Here is a 19,772-nt window from a genome sequence, read left to right on the forward strand (position 1 = left end):
CGTGCGCGGCCAACGGGCCAACGACACGAACCTTGCAGGTGCCATCATGCGTTGGGCACATGAATTGCATGGGTGCGTCGGATTGCGACTTCCCGTCGAGGTTACCTTGGCAGACCGCCGCGCGTTCCTTATTCACTCTTGGCAAGGGTTCGTGCGCCGCGTTCGCGACCTCGCCGGCATTTGCAGTGGCGGCCGGGCGTTGGTCCTGGCAGCTTGTCTGGGTTTGCCCGCCGCGTGCGCGACGCGGCCGCCCGCAAGCGACTTCAAGCGCGAGATGTCGTTCGCGCTAGCTCAAGGCACGCCCACGCGGCTCGGCGACGTGCTGGAAGCCCGCGAACCCGCGCATCCCGGCGAGAACGGTTTCAAGTTGCTGCCGATCGGCAGTGCCGCGCTCCAGACGCGTCTCGCGCTTGCCAATGCAGCCCAGCGCACGCTTGATATGCAGTACTACATCGCAGCCGAGGACGACACCGGTTACCTGGTGTTCAATGCCGCCTTGCGCGCGGCCGATCGCGGCGTACGGGTGCGCTTTCTCGTCGACGACCTCAACTTCAAGGATCTTAGCGACGTGATGGCGACGCTCAACGCGCATCCGAATATCGAGGTTCGCGTCTTCAATCCATTCGCCACGGCGAGCCAGGGTCCGATGGCGCGCCTCACCAATGCGGTGACGAATCTCGACTCACTGACGCGACGCATGCACAACAAGGCGCTGATCGTCGACAATCAGGTCGCGGTGGTCGGCGGCCGCAATCTTGGCGACGAATATTTCGATGCGAGCCCCAACGTCGTGTTCCGCGACCTGGACCTCGTGGTCGCCGGTCCGCTCGTCTCCCAGATATCGGCGAGCTTCGACCTGTTCTGGAACAGCGAGGAATCGTATCCGCTGCGCGCGCTGAACACGCGCCAGTTCGACCGTGCGGACATCGAACGCGTACGCAAGGACCTCGACGCACACTGGCAAAAGGAATTTGCTGATATCGCCAACAAGCCGCTGTATCAATCGCCTTTGTCCGACCAACTGGCACGCGAAGCCGCCGGCCTGGTCTGGGCGCCCGGCGAACTGCACGTCGACACGCCCGCGAAAATCGATCCGGCGAATCCCGATTACGAGAGTCCGCCGGCCCGTCGCCTGGGACAACTCGTACGCGCCTCGCAATCGAGCGTCGACGTGATCTCGCCGTATTTCGTGCCGCATGACGAAGGGATCGGCCTCGTCGAGCAATTGACCAAGCGCGGCGTGCATTTCCGCATCCTGACCAACTCGCTGGCCGCCACCGACGCGGTCGCCGTGCACGCCGGCTATAGTCCCTATCGCGTGCCGCTGCTCAAGCTCGGCGTCGAACTCTACGAGTTCAAGCCGCTCGAAACCTCGGTTCGTGTCGGCGGCCTGACAGGCTCGCGTTCGCATGCGAGTCTCCACGCAAAGGCCTACGTCATCGACCGGAAAATCGCCGTCATCGGCTCGATGAACCTCGACCGCCGCTCGCTCGGCCTCAATACGGAACTGACTGTCGTGGTCCACAGCCCGGTCATCGCGGAACAGGTCGAGAAAATGTTCGAGCGGGCGATCGCACCTGATGTGAGCTATCACGTCACGCTTACGCCGGATGTGGAACTCTCGCAGATGCGTGCATCCGGCGTGACGCCCTCCCTCCTGCAATGGAGCACGGACGACGATGGCATCCACCGCGTGTATAACTACGACCCTGATGCGGGTTTGTGGCGCAACTTCGTAACGGGGATATTCTTCATGCTGCCGGTCCGCGACCAGCTTTGAGCGCGCGCGGCTTGCGCGAGCGGGAGCGACTTTCCCGCGCGCTCGCACCCCTATTTTTTTGTGGAGCTTTCCGATGTCTGAAGACAGTCGTTTCGAACGCGATACGTTCGGCGAAATCGCCGTGCCCGCCTCGCGCCTCTGGGGTGCGCAAACGCAGCGTTCGCTGCAGAACTTCAGGATTTCGACTGAGAAGCAGTCGCCCGAGCTGATCCGTTCGCTTGCGCTGATCAAGCGCGCGGCGGCCGAAGTCAACCACGCACTCGGGGTGCTGCCCGAAGACAAGGCCAAGGTGATCATCGGCGCGGCGCAGGAAGTGATCGACGGCAAGCATCCGGATGAATTTCCGCTCGCGGTCTGGCAGACGGGTTCCGGCACGCAGACCAATATGAATCTCAACGAAGTGATCGCGAACCGTGCAAGCGAACTGCTCGGCGGCGAACGCGGCGAATCGCGGCTCGTGCACCCGAACGACGACGTGAACCGCGGCCAGTCATCCAACGATGTGTTCCCGACGGCGATGCATATAGCGGCAGCTGAGGGTATCGCCAAGCATCTGATTCCCGCGCTGACGACCTTGCGCGAGACGCTCGCAGGCAAGTCGCGCGACTTCGCCGACATCGTCAAGATCGGCCGCACCCATTTGCAGGATGCGACGCCGCTCACGCTCGGCCAGGAGTTTTCAGGATATGTCGCGCAACTCGATCAGGGGATTCGCCATCTGCAATCGACCCTGCCGCATCTCTACGAACTCGCGCTCGGCGGGACCGCGGTCGGCACGGGGCTCAACGCGCATCCCGAGTTCGCGGTGAAGGTGGCGGCCGAGATCGGTCGTTTGGCCGTATTGCCCTTCGTGACGGCGCCGAATAAATTTGAAGTGATGGCCGCGGCCGATGCGCTGGTTTTTGCACATGGCGCCTTGAAGACCGTCGCGGCCGGACTCATGAAGATCGCCAACGATGTGCGTTGGCTGGCGAGCGGTCCGCGTTGCGGGCTCGGCGAACTGTCGATTCCGGAAAACGAGCCGGGCAGTTCGATCATGCCGGGCAAGGTGAATCCGACGCAGTCGGAAGCTGTCACGATGCTGTGCTGCCAGGTATTCGGCAACGACGCGGCGGTGAATTTCGGCGGAGCGAGCGGCAACTTCGAACTCAATGTGTTCCGACCGATGATCGCGCACAATGTCCTGCAGTCGATCCGGCTGTTGACCGATGGCGCACAGAGCTTCAACGATCATTGCGCCGTCGGGATCGAACCGAACCGGCCGCGCATCGAGGCGTTGCTCAACGAATCGCTGATGCTCGTGACCGCGCTCAATCCGCATATCGGCTACGACAAGGCCGCCAAGATCGCGAAGAAAGCGCACAAGGAAGGGACCACGCTCAAGGCAGCCGCACTCGAGCTCGGCTATGTGACCGGAGCGCAGTTCGACGAGTGGGTCCGACCCGAGCAGATGGTCGGCAAGCGGGACTGAGTGGTGAGGCTGAACGGTGGGGCTGAGCGGTGGGGCTGAGCGGTGGGGCTGAGCGGTGGGGCTGAGAAGTGGGGCTGAGAAGCGTGGTTGAGAGGTGGGGCTGAGAAGTGGGGCTGAGAGGTGGGGCTGAGAGGTGGGGCTGAGAAGTGGGGCTGAGAAGCGGGGCTGAGAAGCGGGGTCGAGGACCGGGGCTGAGAGCCCCGGCCTAAAACCCGGCCTGAAAGCCGGGACTGTTCTTTCAGACTCTTCCGCTGGCGACTCCGTCCGGCTTCATCTCGACAATCGCGTCGAGCGCGGCGCGCACGTCATGGGCATAGCGCGCGAGGTGCTTCTGTTCGTCCGTCACGGGTTCGAACGAAGGTACCGGCATCGGCCGGCCGTTGCTGTCGACCGCGACGAATACGACGAGGCAGTCGGTCGTCATTTCGAGTTCGCCTTCCTTCGGGTCGCCCGCATGCACGGAAACGTGGATGTGCATGCTCGTGCGGCCCGTCGCGACGATCTTGGCGCGAATCTCGACAAGATTGCCCACGTGCACAGGCCGGCGAAAGCGGATATTGCCGACGCTGACCGTCACCGCGTAACGGCCTGACCACATCGCCGCGCACGCATAAGCGGTCTCGTCGATCCACTTCATCAGCGCGCCGCCATGCACCTTGCCGCCAAAATTGACGGAGCTCGGCTCGGCGAGAAAGCGAAACGTCGTTTCCGATCGATCGGCGATCGCGGTTTTGGTCTGGGCGCCGCTGCTCTTGCCTGCCGCGGGTGACCCTTGTTGTTGCTGCTCGTCTGCGCGATTCATATCGGCCCGATCGTAATGTGGTGGTGAATAGGTGTGTTCGTGGCCTTCCTGGCTCGCTTAGCGCGTGACGGTCACACCCTCGTCGATCACGCCGTAAGCTGTCACTTTGCCGGTCGGCACCGCCGAACCGGCGTCATCCGTGCCAACCTGGGCGCAACCCGCGCACACCAGGAGACACAGCAGGCCAGCCAAAGCTGCGCCAAGAATTTCCGTCCGTCTTGTCTTCATAAAGCACCTGCAGATGCTGATCGAACGAACATTCTAGCGCGGCGGGCGCCGCACCCGAAATCGGTCTGGCTCGCTCAAACAGCCGCTTCCCGGATGAAGTGCTCGCGGTAGTACTTGAGTTCGTCGATCGACTCCTGGATATCGGCAAGCGCCGTATGCGCGCCGCGCTTCGTGAAGCCCTTGAGCAAGGCCGGTTGCCAGCGGCGGCAAAGCTCCTTGAGCGTGCTGACATCAAGGTTCCGATAGTGAAAAAAGGTCTCGAGCTCAGGCATATGGCGCGCCATGAAGCGGCGGTCCTGGCAGATCGAATTGCCGCACATCGGCGACTTGTTCGGCGGCACATAGAGATTCAGGAACGTCTTGAGCTCGGCGACCGCGCCGGCTTCGTCGACGCTCGATGCCCGTACCCGGTCGATCAGGCCCGAGCGGCCATGCGTATTCTTGTTCCACTGGTCCATGGCGTCGAGCGTCGCGTCGGACTGGTGGATCGCGATCACGGGACCCTCGACGGCCACGCTCAGTTGCGAGTCCGTGACGACCACGGCGATCTCGATGACCTTGTCCTTGTCGGGATCGAGGCCGGTCATTTCCATATCGACCCAGATCAGGTTCAGCTCGTTGCGCACGAGCGTCTGCGCAACGCTCGTGGCAGTCGCGTCTGCGGCCTCGGCCGAAGCTTGCGGAACGGTCGGCGGCGTAATGTCGATGGTCATGCTGTGGGCGGTATCCGGTGCGTTGATGAACGAAGGCAGGGAATCAAACAATGAACGAAACAAAGAGCAAAGCAGAGCGCAAAAGCGCTCAGGCCGGCTTTGCATTCCGCTGCCGCCAGCGCGTCCAGCCGGCAGCGGGATGAAACGTGGCGCAACAACCTATAATTGTCGCATAGCTCGATCGAGCCTTTTTTGAACGGAACGCCGGCAATGCTGACCTATCTTTTTATCATCGCGTTACTGGCGATGGTTGCGACCAAACTCTGGCTTGCCTCCCGTCAGATCCGCCATGTGACCGCGCACCGGCATGCGGTGCCCGCGCGTTTCACGGAAACCATCACGCTGGACTCGCACCAGCGCGCCGCCGACTACACCGTCGCACGCACGCGGCTCGCGATGGCCGAGATCGTGGTCGGCGCCGCGCTGCTCGTGGTACTCACGCTGCTGGGCCTGCTCCAATGGCTCAATATGACGATTACAGGCTGGCTCGGTCACGGTTTTGCCGCGCAGCTCGTTCTTATCGCGGCAGTCGCCGTGATCACGAGTCTCGTCGATCTACCTTTCGATTATTACCGACAGTTCGTCATCGAGGAGCGCTTCGGCTTCAACCGGATGACGCGGGCACTGTTTCTCGGCGACCTGGCCAAGTCGATCGGGCTCGGCGTCGCGCTCGGCCTGCCGCTGCTGGCAGCCGTGCTCTGGCTCATGGGCCGTGCGGGCGCGCTCTGGTGGGTCTGGGCCTGGGTGGTCTGGGTGGCCTTCAATTCGCTCGTGCTGGTGCTCTACCCGACGGTCATCGCTCCCTTGTTCAACAAGTTCAAGCCGCTCGACGATGCCTCCCTGCGCGCACGGATCGAGGCCTTGATGGCACGCTGCGGCTTTGCGGCCAAGGGCCTGTTCGTGATGGACGGCAGCCGCCGCTCGGCGCATGGCAACGCCTATTTCACGGGCTTCGGCGCGGCCAAGCGCATCGTGTTTTTCGATACCCTGCTCGCTCGCTTGAGCGGTGACGAAATCGAAGCGGTGCTCGCGCACGAGCTTGGTCATTTCAAGCGCAAGCATGTGCTCAAGCGGCTCGTGGTCACCTTCCTGATCAGCCTCGTCCTGCTCGCACTGCTCGGCTGGCTGGTCCAGCACGTCTGGTTCTACACCCAGCTCGGCGTGCGGCCGTCGATGGCAGGCGGCAACGACGCACTCGCGCTGATCTTGTTCTTCCTCGTGCTGCCGGTGTTCGTGTTCTTCGTGAGCCCGCTCGGCAGCCTGAGTTCGCGCAAGCACGAGTTCGAGGCCGATGCCTTCGCCGCGGGCCAGACGCGCGCCGAGGACCTCGTCAGCGCGCTCGTCAAGCTCTACCAGGACAATGCGTCGACACTGACGCCCGATCCGCTTTACACAGCGTTCTACTATTCCCATCCGCCCGCGTCACAGCGCATCGACCGGCTGTTGGCGCACGCATGAGCCAATACTCGAATCGAATCGCAAACGCGCAGAACGACGAGGCGGACACCGGCAAGCTAGCGGGCAGGCGCGGCCGGGGCAGTGCATCCGCCACGCTCGAGCAGGGCCGCGTGATTGCCTCGCACGGCCGGCACTACGTCGTCGCCCCGCAAGGTGGCGCGGCGGCCTTGCAGTGTTTTCCGCGCGGCAAGCGCAGCGAGATGGCGGTCGGCGACGAGGTGACGTTCGAGCGGCAATCGGCCGACCAGGGGGTGATCGTCGATATCCTGCCGCGGCGTAATCTGCTGTTTCGTTCGGATCAGTTCAAGTCGAAGCTGTTCGCCGCGAACCTCGACCAGATGCTGATCATGCTGGCGACCGAGCCCTGGTTCAGCGAGGACCTGCTCGGCCGCTCGCTGGTCGCGGCCGAGGCGAGCGGAATCGCCCCGCTGATCCTGCTCAACAAGGCGGACCTTCCCGAAGCGCTCGTCTTGGCGCGCGAGCGTCTCGCACCTTATGTCGGGCTCGGCTATCAGGTCGTGGAAGGGTCGGTCACCGCCCGCCCGGAAGAAGCCGAGTCCCTCGTCGGAGGCCGCCTGCGCGGCCGGACCACGTTGTTGCTGGGCCAGTCGGGGATGGGCAAGTCAACGCTCGTGAACCTGCTGGTGCCGGGTGCCGCTGTCGCGACGCGCGAGATCTCGGTGGCACTCAACAGCGGCCGGCATACGACCACCTTCACCCGGCTCTACCAGTTACCGGGAGGTGGCGCGCTGATCGATTCACCGGGCTTTCAGGAGTTCGGCCTGCATCATCTGACCGAGGGCATGCTCGAGCGTGCATTCCCCGAATTCCGGTCATTGCTGCCGCATTGCCGGTTCTACAACTGCCGTCATCTGCACGAGCCAGGTTGTGCGATTCTGGACGGGGTCGAAAAGGGGAAGATCGGAAAAACGCGTCACGCGCTGTACGAGCAACTCGTGCACGAGGCGAGCCAGATCGTCCGGTAGTCCGTGGTCTGGTTCGTTCAGCCGACCCAGAGCGCGATCGTGAGCATCAACAGCAGGAGCATCCAGAGGATCACCGCGCGCCAGACCAGGCCGATCGCCGATTGCAGCGTGCGCGGTGTGCAGTCTTCGCCGACCGGCAGCAGCCCCGCATCGCCGACATCGAGCGCTTCGACGCCGCTCACTTCGGCAAGCGGTCCGTTCAGGCGCGCACCGAGCGCCCCGCTCCCCGCGGCGAGCAAGACACCGTCGTTCGCGTCAGGCCATTGACGCGTGTAGTTGCGCCACGAGTAAATGGCGTCCTCGAAATTGCCGACGATCGCAAACCCCATTGCGGTGAGCCGCACCGGCACCCAGTCGATTACGAAGAAAGCCTGCCGTGCAAAATTCGAGAACGGGCCGCTGCGTTCGGCCAGTGGATCGGCCCAGGCGCGCGCCAGATACTCGGTGACGCGATAAAGCACGGCGCCTGCCGGCCCGATCGGCACGAGAAACCAGAAAAACACACCGAATACATGGCGATGCGAAGCGACCACCGCATGAATCAGGGTATGCCGGACGATTTCACTGACCGGCATGTCGAGCGTTTCGAGGCCAGTCCATTCCTGGAGAATTTCGCGTGCACGCGGCACGTCATCGCTATTCAGCGCGACGTGAATATCGGTGAAATAGTGGCTGAATTGCCGAAAGCCGAGCGTGAAATAGATGACGGCGACATTCCAGATAAATGCGAGCGCGAAATTGATCCGAAACAGCACGTAGTAGATGATGCCGGTGATGAGCGTCCAGGGCAGCACGACGCCGAGCCATGCGAGCACGCCATGCCGGGTCTTGCCCGCATCGACGCCCTGCGCCGCGCTCTGCGCATGCAGGCGTAGCAGGCGGGCCAGCGGATTTTCCAGCGATACGGCGCGAAGCTGTTCGAGAACCAGCGCAAGCAATACGGAAAAGAAGGTCATGCGGCAAGCCGTTGGTGTCTTTGTGCGGTAAACATAGCACAGCCCCCGACTCGGCCATCAGACCAATAGAAAGCGATACAAATTGCGCAACATCCTCGCCGTCGCCCCCCAGATGAAATAGGCGCCCTCGTTGTCCGCGCGCGGAAATGGCATGGAGAAAAAACGGCGGCTGCCGGTCTCATAACGGAATTCGCGAATCTGGTGATGCGCGGGGTCCATCAGGAACGCGAGCGGCACTTCAAAAATCTCGGCGACTTCGCCGTCGTCGGCCGTCACGGTAAAGGGCGGGTGAACAAGCGCGACAACCGGCGTCACGCAATAGCCGGTGCCGGTCAGCAGATCGGGAAGGCAGCCGAGCACTTCGACATGCGCGGGGTCGAGGGCCACCTCTTCATAGGCCTCGCGCAACGCCGTGGCGACCGCATCCCGATCACCGGGTTCGACACGGCCGCCCGGGAAGCTGATCTGCCCCGCATGATCGGTCAGGTGCTCGGCACGCTGGGTCAGCAGGACGGTCAGCCCGTCGCGGCGGTCAACGAGCGGAATCAGCACCGCGGCGACACGCGGGTCGCGCGCCGGGTCGACCCGGCTATCTTCGGCCGGCTCAGGCTCCCAGGCGTGATCGAGCGATGCAAAGCGCTTGCGCAACGCGGCGGGGCTCAGGCGCTCGGAAGAAACTGGCGGCAGCGCGTCGTCGATCGAGACGACGGGCAGGAGTTCTGGATCAAACAGCGGACGGGCCATGGAACCCACGAAAAACCACGAGACGGAGACAGAATAAAAAAAGCACCCCGGGGGGTGCTTTCTTCCTTGCGGGATTACGCTTCGACAGCGCGATCCTTGAAGGTGAGCTTTTCCTTGATCCGAGCCGACTTGCCCGAACGTTCGCGCAGGTAGTACAGCTTTGCACGACGCACATCGCCACGACGCTTGACGACGATGCTGGCGAGCAGCGGGGAATAGGTCTGGAAGGTCCGTTCGACGCCTTCGCCCGACGAGATCTTGCGGACGATGAACGACGAGTTGAGGCCGCGGTTACGCTTGGCGATCACCACGCCTTCATACGCCTGCACACGCTTGCGCGTGCCTTCGACGACGCTCACGCTGACGATCACCGTATCGCCCGGGGCGAACGACGGAATGGTCTTCTCACCGAGCGAGCGGGCGATTTCTTCCTGCTCGAGCTTTTCAATCAGATTCATTGCTGACTCCTGGATCCATCATGCCGGCGTTGATGCCTTGTTCCGCCGCTGTGCGGCCGCGAACTTCAGTGGCCCCGGTAGAGGATGGGTTTGATACAGGCACCGCTCGTGCGGTACCCCCGTGTTGCGCCCCGGCCGGTTGACCCGTTCCGAGACTGGCGAGCCATGCCTCATCGGCACGGCTCAACGTCTTGTGCCGGCGCGCTGCCTTGATCAGATCAGGGCGCTTCGCCAGCGTATTGGCAAGTGCCTGACGGCGCCGCCACAATTCGATTTCGGCATGATTGCCGCCGAGCAATACGTCCGGCACGCGCACACCTTCATATTCTTCCGGCCGCGTGTAGTGCGGATAGTCGAGCAGGCCATCGACGAAACTGTCCTGCACGGCCGACTGCGCATCGTTGAGCACACCCGGCAACTGCCGTACCACCGCATCCATCAGTGCCATCGCCGGTAACTCGCCGCCCGACAGCACGAAGTCGCCGAGGCTCACTTCCTCGTCGACGCACCGATCGACCAACCGCTGATCGATCGCTTCATAACGTCCGCACAACAGGATCAGACCCGCCTCGGCTGCGAACGCCATCACCTTGCGGTGCGTCAGCGGCGTGCCCTGCGGCGACATCAACAGCACACGCGGCTTCGCCACGCCAGCAGCTGCCTGCGCGGCTTTCGCCGCGGTGATCGCATCTTCAAGCGGCCGCGCCAGCATGACCATGCCAGGGCCACCGCCATACGGACGATCGTCGACCGTCCGATAGTTGTTCGACGTGAAATCGCGCGGATTCCACGTGCGCAGGGCAAAGCGCTGCTGCTTGACCGCCCTGCTCGTGATGCCGTAGTCGGTCAGGGCGCCGAACATCTCGGGAAAGAGCGTGACGACATCGAACTGCATCGCACTCTCCGAAAGGAGATCGTGACTAATAATCAAAGCCCCAATCGACCACGATCCGGCGCGCTTCGAGATCGACACCGCGCACATACGCATCGACAAACGGAATCAAACGCTCGTCAACGACAACCGCGGGCTCCCTGCCCTTGGCACCCTTGCTACCGTTCGTGCCTTTACCGCGCCGCGTATCGACGGCGGCTTCCGCCGGCAAGCCGGTTTGCCCGTCATCCTGTGGCCCGGCCGGCGCACGCACCGGCACAATCCGCATCACCGAGTGCGCGCCGTTATCGATCAGGCCCACGACCTCGCCGAGTGCTTCGCCCTCGGTGTTGATCACGGCCAGACCGATCAGGTCGACCCAATAGAACTCGTCCTGCGGCAGCTTCGGAAAGTCCGCGCGGCGCACGTGCACCGTCGTTCCCTTCGCTGCGAGCGCCTGGTCGCGATCTGCAATACCGGCCAGAAGCGCAACCACGCTGCCACTGTGCATCTTCGCGTCGCGCACGCTGACGAGCCGGAGCGGCGCCCGAGGCTCGTCACGCGAACCCGCCGACAGGCCCGCAGGTCTGCCCACTACGGGCAAGCGAGCCGCAACCCACCAGCGTCGCGAGCCGACCATGGCGTCGCCGCCGTGGCCGTCCTGCGCGTGCGGCTGGATCTTGACCCAGCCCTTGACACCGTACGCATCGACGACGACACCGACCTCGATGAGATCGTCAGGCAGCGTGCCTGTCGCGGCCCCGCTGGCCTGCGCCTCGGAGGCGGCTGTCAACGGTAAGTCGGCAGCCGTGTCGTCAGCGACGCTTTTCCCTGCAACGACCGTGTCGGCGACTTTGCGCTTCGCGAAATTGCCGAATGTAGCCAAAGACTGAACTCAGCTAAAACGCGTCTGCAGCTCAGGCAGCGGCAGCAACAGCCGGTGCCGCAGCTTGCGATTGCTTGACGAGGCGAGCCACCGTTTCCGACAGCTGGGCGCCCGTGCCCGTCCAGTAGGTCAGGCGGTCTTGCGCAATGCGCAGCGCCTCGCCCTTCTGAGCGATCGGGTTGTAGAAACCGAGCTTTTCAATGAAGCGGCCATCGCGGCGATTGCGCGAATCGGTCACGACGATGTTGTAGAACGGGCGCTTCTTGGCGCCGCCGCGTGCGAGACGGATGATGACCATGCAGAATCCTTGGTAGATCGGAAGTGATCGAATACGGAAACCGCGAAGTATAGCCTGAAAGATACGCCCGAACAAACACTTACCCCTGTTCGAACGTGTTTTTGTGTGGTTGGGACGCGAAAGAGGAGGGATTTCCCGGCCGACTCTCCGGTTTACCCTCTGCACACCCTTCCGTCAGGCGCGCGGCGTACAATCCGTGCCGGCCGTTCGAGCTTGCACCGAGGACCTGCGTTGCCGCTTTCAGCCGTCCGCCGCGGCCCGTCATCATTCGAATGCCGCATTGTTCCAAAGCCGCTTCAATGCCGCTTGCCACCTCTCCTTGTTTTTCCTTGTCGTCCTCATGTCCAACGCCGCCGTCCAGCCGTTCAAATCCAAGACCCTCACTGCTGCTCTTGCCTTCGTGCTCGGCTGGGCCGGTATTCATCGCTTCTACCTGCGCGGCGCGGCCGACCGCTACGGCTGGCTCCATCTCGCTGGCAGCGCGCTCGGCCTCGTGGGCATGTGGCTCATGTGGACGACCGCACGCGCCTCGATCGCAGGATGGATCCTGACCGCCATCGGCTGCGTATCGGTACTCGCGGGCTTCCTCGCGGCAATCGTCTACGGCCTGCGCCCAGACGAGCGATGGGATGCGAAGTTCAATCCGGGCAGCGTGCGCCGCAGCCAGTCAGGCTGGACGGTCGTGCTTATCGTGATCTTCGCGCTCTTTATCGGTGCCGGCTATCTGATGGCGGGACTCGCGTTTACGTTTCAGACCTACTTCGAGAGCCAGGTCGGAAGCGAGGGGTAACAGGAAACGACCGGTTCGCCGGGGCGAGTCTCAATCACCGAACAGCGACAACTGCGAGTCATCGAGCTTGCCGTCCGGGCCTCGCCTCGCACTGCGCCGGATGTCCGGCCGGGCGAATTGCGACATGTCCATGATTCCGCGGTGTCGTTCGTTCAGGCCCAGGCGTTTCACCGCCTTCTGGAAACGCTGCCGCAGCAGGTCGGCCCAAAGCCCACTGCCCTTCATCCTCGTGGCGAACGAGGAATCGTAGTTCTTGCCACCGCGCATGTCCCGCACGCGGTTCATCACGCGGGCCGCACGATCCGGAAAATGCGCGGCGAGCCATTGCTCGAACAATGGCGAGACCTCCCAGGGCAGGCGCAGCACGATATAGCTCGCCGCGCTCGCACCAGCCTCGGCACACGCTTCGAGCACATGCTCCATCTCAGGCTCCGTCACAAAGGGAATGACCGGGGCAATCGACACGCCGACCTGCACCCCGGCGTCGGCAAGCACGCGGATGGTCCGCAGACGCCGCGCCGGCGACGCAGCGCGCGGCTCGAGTGTGCGGGCGACGGCGGGATCGAGCGTGGTGATCGTGATCGCGGCGGAAAACAGATTGCGCTCGGCCATCGGCACCAGCAGGTCGAGATCCCTTTCGATCAGCGACGACTTCGTGATCGCCGCAAACGGATTGCCCGCCCGGCTCAGCACCTCGATCACGCCGCGCGTGATGCGCCGCTCACGTTCGACCGGCTGGTAGGCATCCGTATTCACGCCGAGCGCGATCGATTCGGGCTGGTAGCTCGGCCGCGCAAGCTCGCGCTCCAGCAGTTCGGCCGCATTGACCTTCGCATAGATCCGACTCTCGAAATCGAGCCCGGGCGAAAGACCGAGATAGCTGTGCGTCGGGCGCGCAAAGCAGTAGATGCAACCATGCTCGCAACCCCGGTAGGGATTGAGCGACACCTCGAATGGAATGTCGGGCGACTGATTGCGTGTAAGAATGCTCTTCGCATATTCATCAAAAACCTGCGTGCGAAGCTGCGGACCGTCCTCTTCGTCGTCATGGCTCCAGCCGTCGTCGAAGGCGCGGCGTTCGTCGAGCTCGAAACGCCCCTGCAAATTGACCACGGCACCGCGACCCTTGAGCGGTATGAGCGGCCGTTCGACGACCGGCGCCTCGCCGGGCAGTTCCGGATCGGCGCGGTCGACCTCCGTGCGGCCGTCCGCTTCGCCTGCATCGCGACGGCGCGGATCGGTCTTCGGAGGACATGCGCGGTCGTTATCGGGGCGATGGGAACTCATGGGCGACGGCAAGGCGGTTGACATCCTCCCCTGCCTTGAAGGGAGGGGACTCCCACTGCAAGAAAAGCGCCCCGACATCATCTCAAAGAAACTTCGGACTTACGCTTTCTCCAGGGGCCGACACCGCCAGTTCGGCGGCCAATCCATTTCGCGCAACGTTGACGACTCAGTAGTGGATCAAGACACACTCTGCAGACTTCAATTGGAGCACGGAAATACTGTATGAATATACAGTACACCACCCCGCCCTCGACCGCTAGTCTTCGATCGAGATTTCGAAGGTCTCCTTGATCTCCTCCATCACGACATAGCTTTTCGACTGCACGGCGCCGGGCAACTGCAACAGCATGTCGCCGAGCAGCTTGCGGTAGTCCCCCATTTCGCGGATGCGCGCCTTGATCAGATAGTCGAAGTCCCCTGACACGAGGTGGCATTCGAGCACTTCGGGAATCTTCGCGACCTCACGCCGGAACTGCTCGAACATGCTGCCGTTCTTGTGGTCGAGCGTGATTTCGACAAAGACGAGCAGCGCCGTGCCAAGCAGGGCGGGATTGACGCGCGCGTAATAGCCGGAAATCACGCCGTCGCGCTCCATGCGCTTGACCCGCTCGATACAAGGCGTGAGCGAGAGGCCGATCTGTTCGGCCAACTCCTTCATGGCCATGCGGCCTTCGCGCTGCAGCAATCGCAGGATCTTATGGTCGAGCTTGTCGAGCGTTCGAACCGCCTGGCGCTGTGTTCTCATGATTTTTCACCAAATATTGTTTTAGTACAGAAACCTTTGCTACCGAATGCTTAATACCATAGCACTATGTGCTGGGTAGCAGTTGCTCTTGCAGATTCGCCCCGCCCACCCTTTCTTAGTTGTCTCTCGGATAATCTTAGGCGGTCCTCATGCAGATTCTGATTCTTGGCAGCGGTGTCGTCGGCATCACCAGTGCGTACTATCTCGCGCGCGCAGGCCATGAGGTCACGGTGGTCGATCGTCAGAATGGTCCTGCGCTCGAAACCAGCTTTGCGAATGCCGGCCAGATCTCCCCCGGCTATGCCGCACCGTGGGCCGCGCCGGGCGTTCCGCTGAAGGCCATCAAGTGGATGTTCGAAAAGCACGCGCCGCTCGCTGTGTGGCCGGACGGCACACGCTTCCAGCTCCAATGGCTCTGGCAAATGCTGAGCAACTGCCGGACCGATCGCTATGCGGTCAACAAAGGCCGCATGGTGCGTCTTGCCGAATACAGCCGCGACTGCCTGCAAGCCCTGCGTGCCGAAACTGGCATCGAATACGAAGGGCGTCAGGGCGGCACGCTGCAATTGTTCCGGACGCAGGCACAACTCGAAGGTGCCGCAAAAGACATCGCCGTCCTTGACGATGCCGGTGTTCCCTATGAATTGCTGATGCCCGAGGAACTCGGCCGGGCCGAGCCTGCGCTCGTGCATGTCCAGCACAAACTCAGCGGCGGCTTGCGCCTGCCGAACGACGAAACGGGCGACTGCCAGCTGTTCACGAACCGGCTCGCCGCGATGGCTGCCGCGCTCGGCGTCAAATTCCGATACGGTGTGTCGATCGATGCGCTCGAAGTCGCGAGCGGCCGGATCGCGGGCGTGCGTACCGGTAGCGAGACCCTGCGTGCCGATGCCTATGTCGTCGCGCTCGGTTCGTTCTCGACCTCCTTGCTCGACAAGATCGTCAAGATTCCTGTCTATCCGCTCAAAGGCTATTCGATCACGGTACCGATCATCGACGGCACGCATGCACCGGTGTCGACCGTGCTCGATGAGACCTACAAGATCGCGGTCACGCGTTTCGAGGACCGGATCCGGGTTGGCGGGATGGCCGAAGTCGTTGGCTACAACCGCGACCTGAAGCCAGCGCGCCGCGCGACGCTCGAGATGGTCGTCAACGACCTGTTCCCGGGTGCCGGCGACACCGCCCAGGCCTCGTTCTGGACCGGCCTGCGCCCGATGACACCGGACGGCACACCGATCGTCGGCAAGACCGGCCTGCCGAACCTCTTCCTCAACACGGGCCACGGCACCCTAGGCTGGACCATGTCGTGCGGATCGGGCCAATTGCTCGCCGACCTGATGTCGGGACGCCGTCCCGCGATCCAGTCGGATGACCTGTCGGTCTCGCGCTACCTGAAGGGCGGCGATCGCGCATGGCGGCCGGCCTTCGCACACGCCTGAGCCCCACGCACCCCACCCACCCGACGGCTTCGACAAACGCAACAGACGCTTCAACCGCAATGGCCCGCGGTCGAAGCGTCTGCTCAGAACGCGTCGACCGGAAGTGTGAGCCAGTGATCGTCTCCGACTGTCTCGACGATCGATGCCTCGATGCCGGGCGCCTGCGATAACACTTGGCTGGCGAAGAACGCGGCGGTCGCGATCTTCGCCGCGAAAAACGCCGGATCGCTCGCACGCTTCGCATCGGCCACGAGTAGCGCACGCGCCATTTGCCAGCCGCCGAGCACGATGCCGGCCAGCTTCAGATAGGAGACGCTGCCGGCGAACACGGCGTTCGGATCCGGCTCGCCCTGTGAGACGACGAATTCAACCACGTTCGCCAATGCTTCGCGTCCCGCGGCAAGATGTTTGCGCATCGCCTCGAATGTCGCCGCGTCGCCCCCTGAGGCCGCGCGTGCGGCAAGTTCCACTTCGACTTCTGCGATTTGCGCAAGCAGCGTCTTCGCAATCGCACCGCCGTCTCTCAAAGTCTTGCGACCGACCAGGTCGTTCGCCTGGATCGCGGTCGTGCCTTCGTAGATCGGCAGGATCCGCGCATCGCGATAGTACTGGGCCGCTCCGGTCTCCTCGATAAATCCCATCCCGCCGTGCACCTGGATGCCGAGGCTCGCGACCTCGACCGACAACTCGGTGCCCCAGCCCTTCACGATTGGCACAAGAAATTCGTAGAGCGCGAGGCAATGACGACGTGTGGCCTCATCGGGTGAAGCGTGCGCACGATCCGCCAGCCCCGCCGCATAGTAGGACAGCGCTCGCGCACCCTCGGTCAGCGCGCGCATCGTCAAGAGCATGCGCCGCACATCGGGGTGATGAATGATCGCGACAGCCTGCCTTGCCGTGCCGTCCACGGGCCGGCTCTGCACACGATCCTTCGCATAGGCGGCCGCCTTCTGATAGGCACGGTCGGCCACGCCGACCCCCTGCGTTCCGACCGCGAAACGGGCCGCGTTCATCATGATGAACATGTACTCGAGGCCGTGATGCTCTTCACCGATCAGGTGACCGATCGCGCCACCCTGATCGCCGTATTGAAGCACCGCAGTCGGACTCGCCTTGATGCCCAGCTTGTGCTCGATCGACACGCAATGGACATCGTTGCGCTCGCCAAGCGAGCCGTCGGCATTGACGAGAAACTTCGGCACCACGAACAGCGAAATGCCCTTCACACCTTCGGGTGCGCCCGGCGTGCGTGCGAGGACAAAATGGACGATGTTGGCGGCCATATCGTGCTCGCCATACGTGATGAATATCTTCGTACCGAACAGCTTGAACGAACCATCGCCCTGCGGCTCTGCGCGCGTGCGAACCAGTGCGAGATCGGAGCCTGCCTGGGGTTCAGTCAGGTTCATCGTGCCGGTCCACTCGCCCGAGATCAGCTTCGGTACGTAACGCGCCTTTTGCTCGTCCGAACCGGCAGTCATCAACGCTTCAATCGCGCCGTCGGTCAACAGCGGACACAGTGCGAACGAGAGATTGGCCGCGTTGAGCATCTCGGTGCACGCGGTCGCGACGAGTTTCGGCAGGCCCTGACCGCCGAATTCGAGCGGATGCGGGACGCCTTGCCAGCCCCCCTCGCCAAACTGCCTGAATGCGTTGCCGAAACCGGGGCTCGTCGTGACCTTGCCCTCGCGCCACGCGCTCGGATCGCGATCGCCGATGACATTCAGCGGCGCGATGACCTCGCGATTGAAACGCGCCGATTCCTCGAGCACGGCATGCACGGTTTCCGGTTGGGCGTCCTCAAAGCCGGGCAATGCGGCAACGTCTGGGAGACCGGCGAGTTCGTTGAGCACGAACAGCATGTCCTTGACGGGGGCCTGGTAACTCATGGTTCTCTCCCTGTGGGTACGGGGCTGCAAAAAAGGGGTGCCTCACGGACACCCCTTTTTTATCTTTCCTTCGTCGAGCCCGCTATCAGGCAAGGGCTTTGACGAGCTCCGGCACAACCGTGAACAGGTCGCCGACCAAGCCATAGTCCGCGACACTGAAGATCGGCGCTTCGGGATCCTTGTTGATCGCGACGATCACCTTCGAATCCTTCATGCCGGCCAGGTGCTGGATCGCACCCGAGATACCGACCGCGAAATACAGTTGCGGCGCGACGATCTTGCCAGTCTGCCCGACCTGATAGTCGTTCGGCACATAACCCGCGTCGACTGCGGCGCGCGAGGCGCCGAGCGCCGCGCCGAGCTTGTCCGCGAGCGGCTCGAGCACACTCATGTAGTTCTCGCCGCTGCCCAGGCCGCGACCGCCCGAAACGATGATATGGGCCGACGTCAGTTCCGGACGATCGAGCTTCGTGATTTCACGGCTCACAAATTTCGAGACGCCGCTATCGGCCGCCGCCTCGATCTTCTCGATCGCGGCACTGCCGCCTTCCGCCGCGACCGGATCGAAGCCCGTGCCGCGTACGGTGATCACCTTGACCGGATCGGCCGACTGGACCGTCGCCACCGCATTGCCCGCGTAGATCGGACGCTCGAACGTATCGGCGCTCACCACGCCGGTGATGTCGCTGAACTGCGCGACGTCGAGTTTCGCGGCGATGCGCGGTGCCACGTTTTTGCCAAAGGCCGTCGCAGGCGCGAGGATATGCGAGTAGTTCCCTGCAATCGCGAGGACCGTCGCCTCGACGTTTTCCGCAAGGCCGTCGGCAAGCTGCGGCGCATCGGCGAGCAGCACTTTCGCTACACCCGGGATCTTGGCGGCCGCGTCGGCTGCGCCCTGCGCGTTGTGACCGGCAACCAGGAGATGGATATCGCCGCCGATCTTCTGGCCAGCGGCGATCGTGTTGAATGTCGCACCCTTGAGCGACTGGTTGTCGTGTTCGGCGAGAATCAGAATCGTCATGTCGGTATCCTTTTACAGCACTTTGGCTTCAGTCTTGAGCTTCGTCACGAGCGTCGCGACGTCGGGCACCTTGACTCCCGCCGCGCGCTGCGCGGGTTCGGCGATCTTGAGCGTCTTCAGGCGCGGCGTCGTATCGACCCCCAAGTCGACCGGCTTGATGTTCTCGAGCGGCTTCTTCTTCGCCTTCATGATGTTGGGCAACGTCACATAGCGCGGCTCGTTCAGGCGCAGATCGGTCGTGATCACGGCAGGCAGCGTCAGCGACAGCGTTTCGAGACCGCCGTCGATTTCGCGCGTGACCTGCACCTTGCCGTCGGCAACCGTGACCTTCGAGGCGAACGTCGCCTGAGGCAGATTGGCGAGCGCGGCAAGCATCTGCCCGGTCTGGTTCGCATCGTCGTCGATCGCTTGCTTGCCGAGAATCACGAGCTGCGGCTGCTCCTTGTCGATCAGCGCCTTGAGGATCTTCGCGACGGCGAGCGGCTGCAGTTCGTCGCCCGTCTCGACCAGGATCGCACGATCGGCCCCGATGGCGAGCGCCGTGCGCAGGGTTTCCTGGCATTGCGTGACGCCCGCGGAAACGACGATCACTTCGGTCGCGACGCCAGCTTCGCGCAGACGCACGGCTTCCTCGACCGCGATTTCATCGAACGGGTTCATCGACATCTTCACATTGGCGATGTCCACACCCGAGCCGTCCGACTTCACGCGGACTTTGACGTTGAAGTCGACCACGCGCTTGACTGGCACTAAAACTTTCATCCAAATGCTCCAAGATCCAGAGTTACGAATACTCAATCGCACCATTATAGCGATTGGCCTATGAGGCTGAGGCCGCCCCTCGGAAGCTTCCTCGCGGCTCATGTCGGCGGCCCCTGTTGGGGCTCATGCCGACGCGCCCTCGTGGGGCTCACATCGAACGATCGTACTATTTTAGAAGTGTACTG

The 19,772-nt window shown here is 63.0% G+C and carries 19 protein-coding genes and 1 pseudogene; 6 read left to right on the plus strand and 14 right to left on the minus strand.

Annotated features, from left to right (window positions below):
* Positions 1–46 precede the first annotated feature (46 nt).
* Positions 47–1,780, plus strand: coding sequence for a phospholipase D-like domain-containing protein (locus HV670_RS05960; protein WP_175103734.1), 1,734 nt, complete (start codon positions 47–49; stop codon positions 1,778–1,780).
* Positions 1,781–1,853: 73 nt separating this feature from the next.
* Positions 1,854–3,251, plus strand: coding sequence for a class II fumarate hydratase (gene fumC, locus HV670_RS05965; protein WP_175103735.1), 1,398 nt, complete (start codon positions 1,854–1,856; stop codon positions 3,249–3,251).
* A 238-nt stretch (positions 3,252–3,489) separates the two neighbouring features.
* Here fumC and HV670_RS05970 read toward each other — a convergent pair whose 3' ends face one another.
* From HV670_RS05970 to orn, 3 genes are all read right to left on the minus strand, one after another.
* A complete protein-coding gene (locus HV670_RS05970; protein ID WP_175103736.1) occupies positions 3,490–4,053 on the minus strand; it encodes an acyl-CoA thioesterase in 564 nt (187 codons plus the stop codon).
* 57 nt (positions 4,054–4,110) lie between these two features.
* The gene (locus HV670_RS05975) at positions 4,111–4,281 is read right to left on the minus strand and encodes a hypothetical protein (RefSeq protein WP_175103737.1); all 171 of its coding nucleotides are present in this window, start codon (positions 4,279–4,281) and stop codon (positions 4,111–4,113) included.
* Between the two features lie 74 nt (positions 4,282–4,355).
* Positions 4,356–4,994 (minus strand): oligoribonuclease, encoded by a 639-nt coding sequence (gene orn / locus HV670_RS05980; RefSeq protein WP_175103738.1) that lies wholly within the window; start codon positions 4,992–4,994, stop codon positions 4,356–4,358.
* Positions 4,995–5,204: 210 nt separating this feature from the next.
* Between orn and HV670_RS05985 the strand changes: the two genes are divergently transcribed.
* Both HV670_RS05985 and rsgA read left to right on the plus strand, forming a co-directional pair.
* Positions 5,205–6,452, plus strand: coding sequence for a M48 family metallopeptidase (locus HV670_RS05985; protein WP_175103739.1), 1,248 nt, complete (start codon positions 5,205–5,207; stop codon positions 6,450–6,452).
* Entirely contained in the window at positions 6,449–7,438 is a 990-nt protein-coding gene (gene rsgA / locus HV670_RS05990) for a ribosome small subunit-dependent GTPase A (protein ID WP_175103740.1), read from the plus strand. The genes HV670_RS05985 and rsgA overlap by 4 nt, the downstream gene beginning before the upstream one ends.
* A gap of 17 nt (positions 7,439–7,455) precedes the next feature.
* Here the strand turns inward: rsgA and HV670_RS05995 are convergent, their stop codons facing one another.
* The 6 genes and pseudogenes from HV670_RS05995 to rpsP all read right to left on the minus strand — a co-directional run bounded on the left by HV670_RS05995 (position 7,456) and on the right by rpsP (position 11,651).
* Complete coding sequence (locus tag HV670_RS05995) at positions 7,456–8,394, minus strand: CobD/CbiB family protein (protein ID WP_175103741.1); 939 nt, start codon at positions 8,392–8,394, stop codon at positions 7,456–7,458.
* 57 nt (positions 8,395–8,451) lie between these two features.
* Positions 8,452–9,138, minus strand: coding sequence for a CoA pyrophosphatase (locus HV670_RS06000; RefSeq protein ID WP_175103742.1), 687 nt, complete (start codon positions 9,136–9,138; stop codon positions 8,452–8,454).
* 74 nt (positions 9,139–9,212) lie between these two features.
* A complete protein-coding gene (rplS, locus tag HV670_RS06005) occupies positions 9,213–9,596 on the minus strand; it encodes a 50S ribosomal protein L19 (protein WP_175103743.1) in 384 nt (127 codons plus the stop codon).
* 151 nt (positions 9,597–9,747) lie between these two features.
* Positions 9,748–10,491, minus strand: a pseudogene (gene trmD, locus HV670_RS06010) (tRNA (guanosine(37)-N1)-methyltransferase TrmD); the annotation flags it as partial.
* A 25-nt stretch (positions 10,492–10,516) separates the two neighbouring features.
* Entirely contained in the window at positions 10,517–11,353 is an 837-nt protein-coding gene (gene rimM / locus HV670_RS06015) for a ribosome maturation factor RimM (protein WP_425511389.1), read from the minus strand.
* A gap of 31 nt (positions 11,354–11,384) precedes the next feature.
* Positions 11,385–11,651 carry a 30S ribosomal protein S16 gene (gene rpsP / locus HV670_RS06020; RefSeq protein ID WP_175103745.1) on the minus strand — a complete coding sequence of 89 codons (267 nt, stop codon included), beginning with the start codon at positions 11,649–11,651 and terminating at the stop codon, positions 11,385–11,387.
* Between the two features lie 340 nt (positions 11,652–11,991).
* Between rpsP and HV670_RS06025 the strand changes: the two genes are divergently transcribed.
* Positions 11,992–12,441, plus strand: coding sequence for an NINE protein (locus HV670_RS06025; RefSeq protein WP_175103746.1), 450 nt, complete (start codon positions 11,992–11,994; stop codon positions 12,439–12,441).
* A gap of 30 nt (positions 12,442–12,471) precedes the next feature.
* Here HV670_RS06025 and HV670_RS06030 read toward each other — a convergent pair whose 3' ends face one another.
* On the minus strand, positions 12,472–13,728 hold the full coding sequence (locus HV670_RS06030) for a PA0069 family radical SAM protein (RefSeq protein ID WP_175103747.1): 1,257 nt from the start codon (positions 13,726–13,728) through the stop codon (positions 12,472–12,474).
* 256 nt (positions 13,729–13,984) lie between these two features.
* The gene (locus tag HV670_RS06035) at positions 13,985–14,473 is read right to left on the minus strand and encodes an Lrp/AsnC ligand binding domain-containing protein (RefSeq protein WP_175103748.1); all 489 of its coding nucleotides are present in this window, start codon (positions 14,471–14,473) and stop codon (positions 13,985–13,987) included.
* Positions 14,474–14,622: 149 nt separating this feature from the next.
* Here HV670_RS06035 and HV670_RS06040 point away from each other — a divergent pair, with 149 nt between their 5' ends.
* Positions 14,623–15,915 carry a D-amino acid dehydrogenase gene (locus tag HV670_RS06040; protein WP_175103749.1) on the plus strand — a complete coding sequence of 431 codons (1,293 nt, stop codon included), beginning with the start codon at positions 14,623–14,625 and terminating at the stop codon, positions 15,913–15,915.
* A gap of 83 nt (positions 15,916–15,998) precedes the next feature.
* Here HV670_RS06040 and HV670_RS06045 read toward each other — a convergent pair whose 3' ends face one another.
* The 3 genes from HV670_RS06045 to HV670_RS06055 all read right to left on the minus strand — a co-directional run bounded on the left by HV670_RS06045 (position 15,999) and on the right by HV670_RS06055 (position 19,587).
* A complete protein-coding gene (locus tag HV670_RS06045) occupies positions 15,999–17,804 on the minus strand; it encodes an acyl-CoA dehydrogenase (protein ID WP_175103750.1) in 1,806 nt (601 codons plus the stop codon).
* A gap of 85 nt (positions 17,805–17,889) precedes the next feature.
* Positions 17,890–18,825 carry an electron transfer flavoprotein subunit alpha/FixB family protein gene (locus tag HV670_RS06050; protein WP_175103751.1) on the minus strand — a complete coding sequence of 312 codons (936 nt, stop codon included), beginning with the start codon at positions 18,823–18,825 and terminating at the stop codon, positions 17,890–17,892.
* A gap of 12 nt (positions 18,826–18,837) precedes the next feature.
* Positions 18,838–19,587: an electron transfer flavoprotein subunit beta/FixA family protein gene (locus HV670_RS06055; protein WP_175103752.1), complete on the minus strand. Its 750-nt coding sequence runs from the start codon at positions 19,585–19,587 to the stop codon at positions 18,838–18,840.
* Between the last annotated feature and the right edge of the window lie 185 nt (positions 19,588–19,772).

It is taken from the genome of Pararobbsia alpina, from assembly GCF_902859895.1.
Classification (GTDB): Bacteria; Pseudomonadota; Gammaproteobacteria; order Burkholderiales; family Burkholderiaceae; genus Pararobbsia; species Pararobbsia alpina.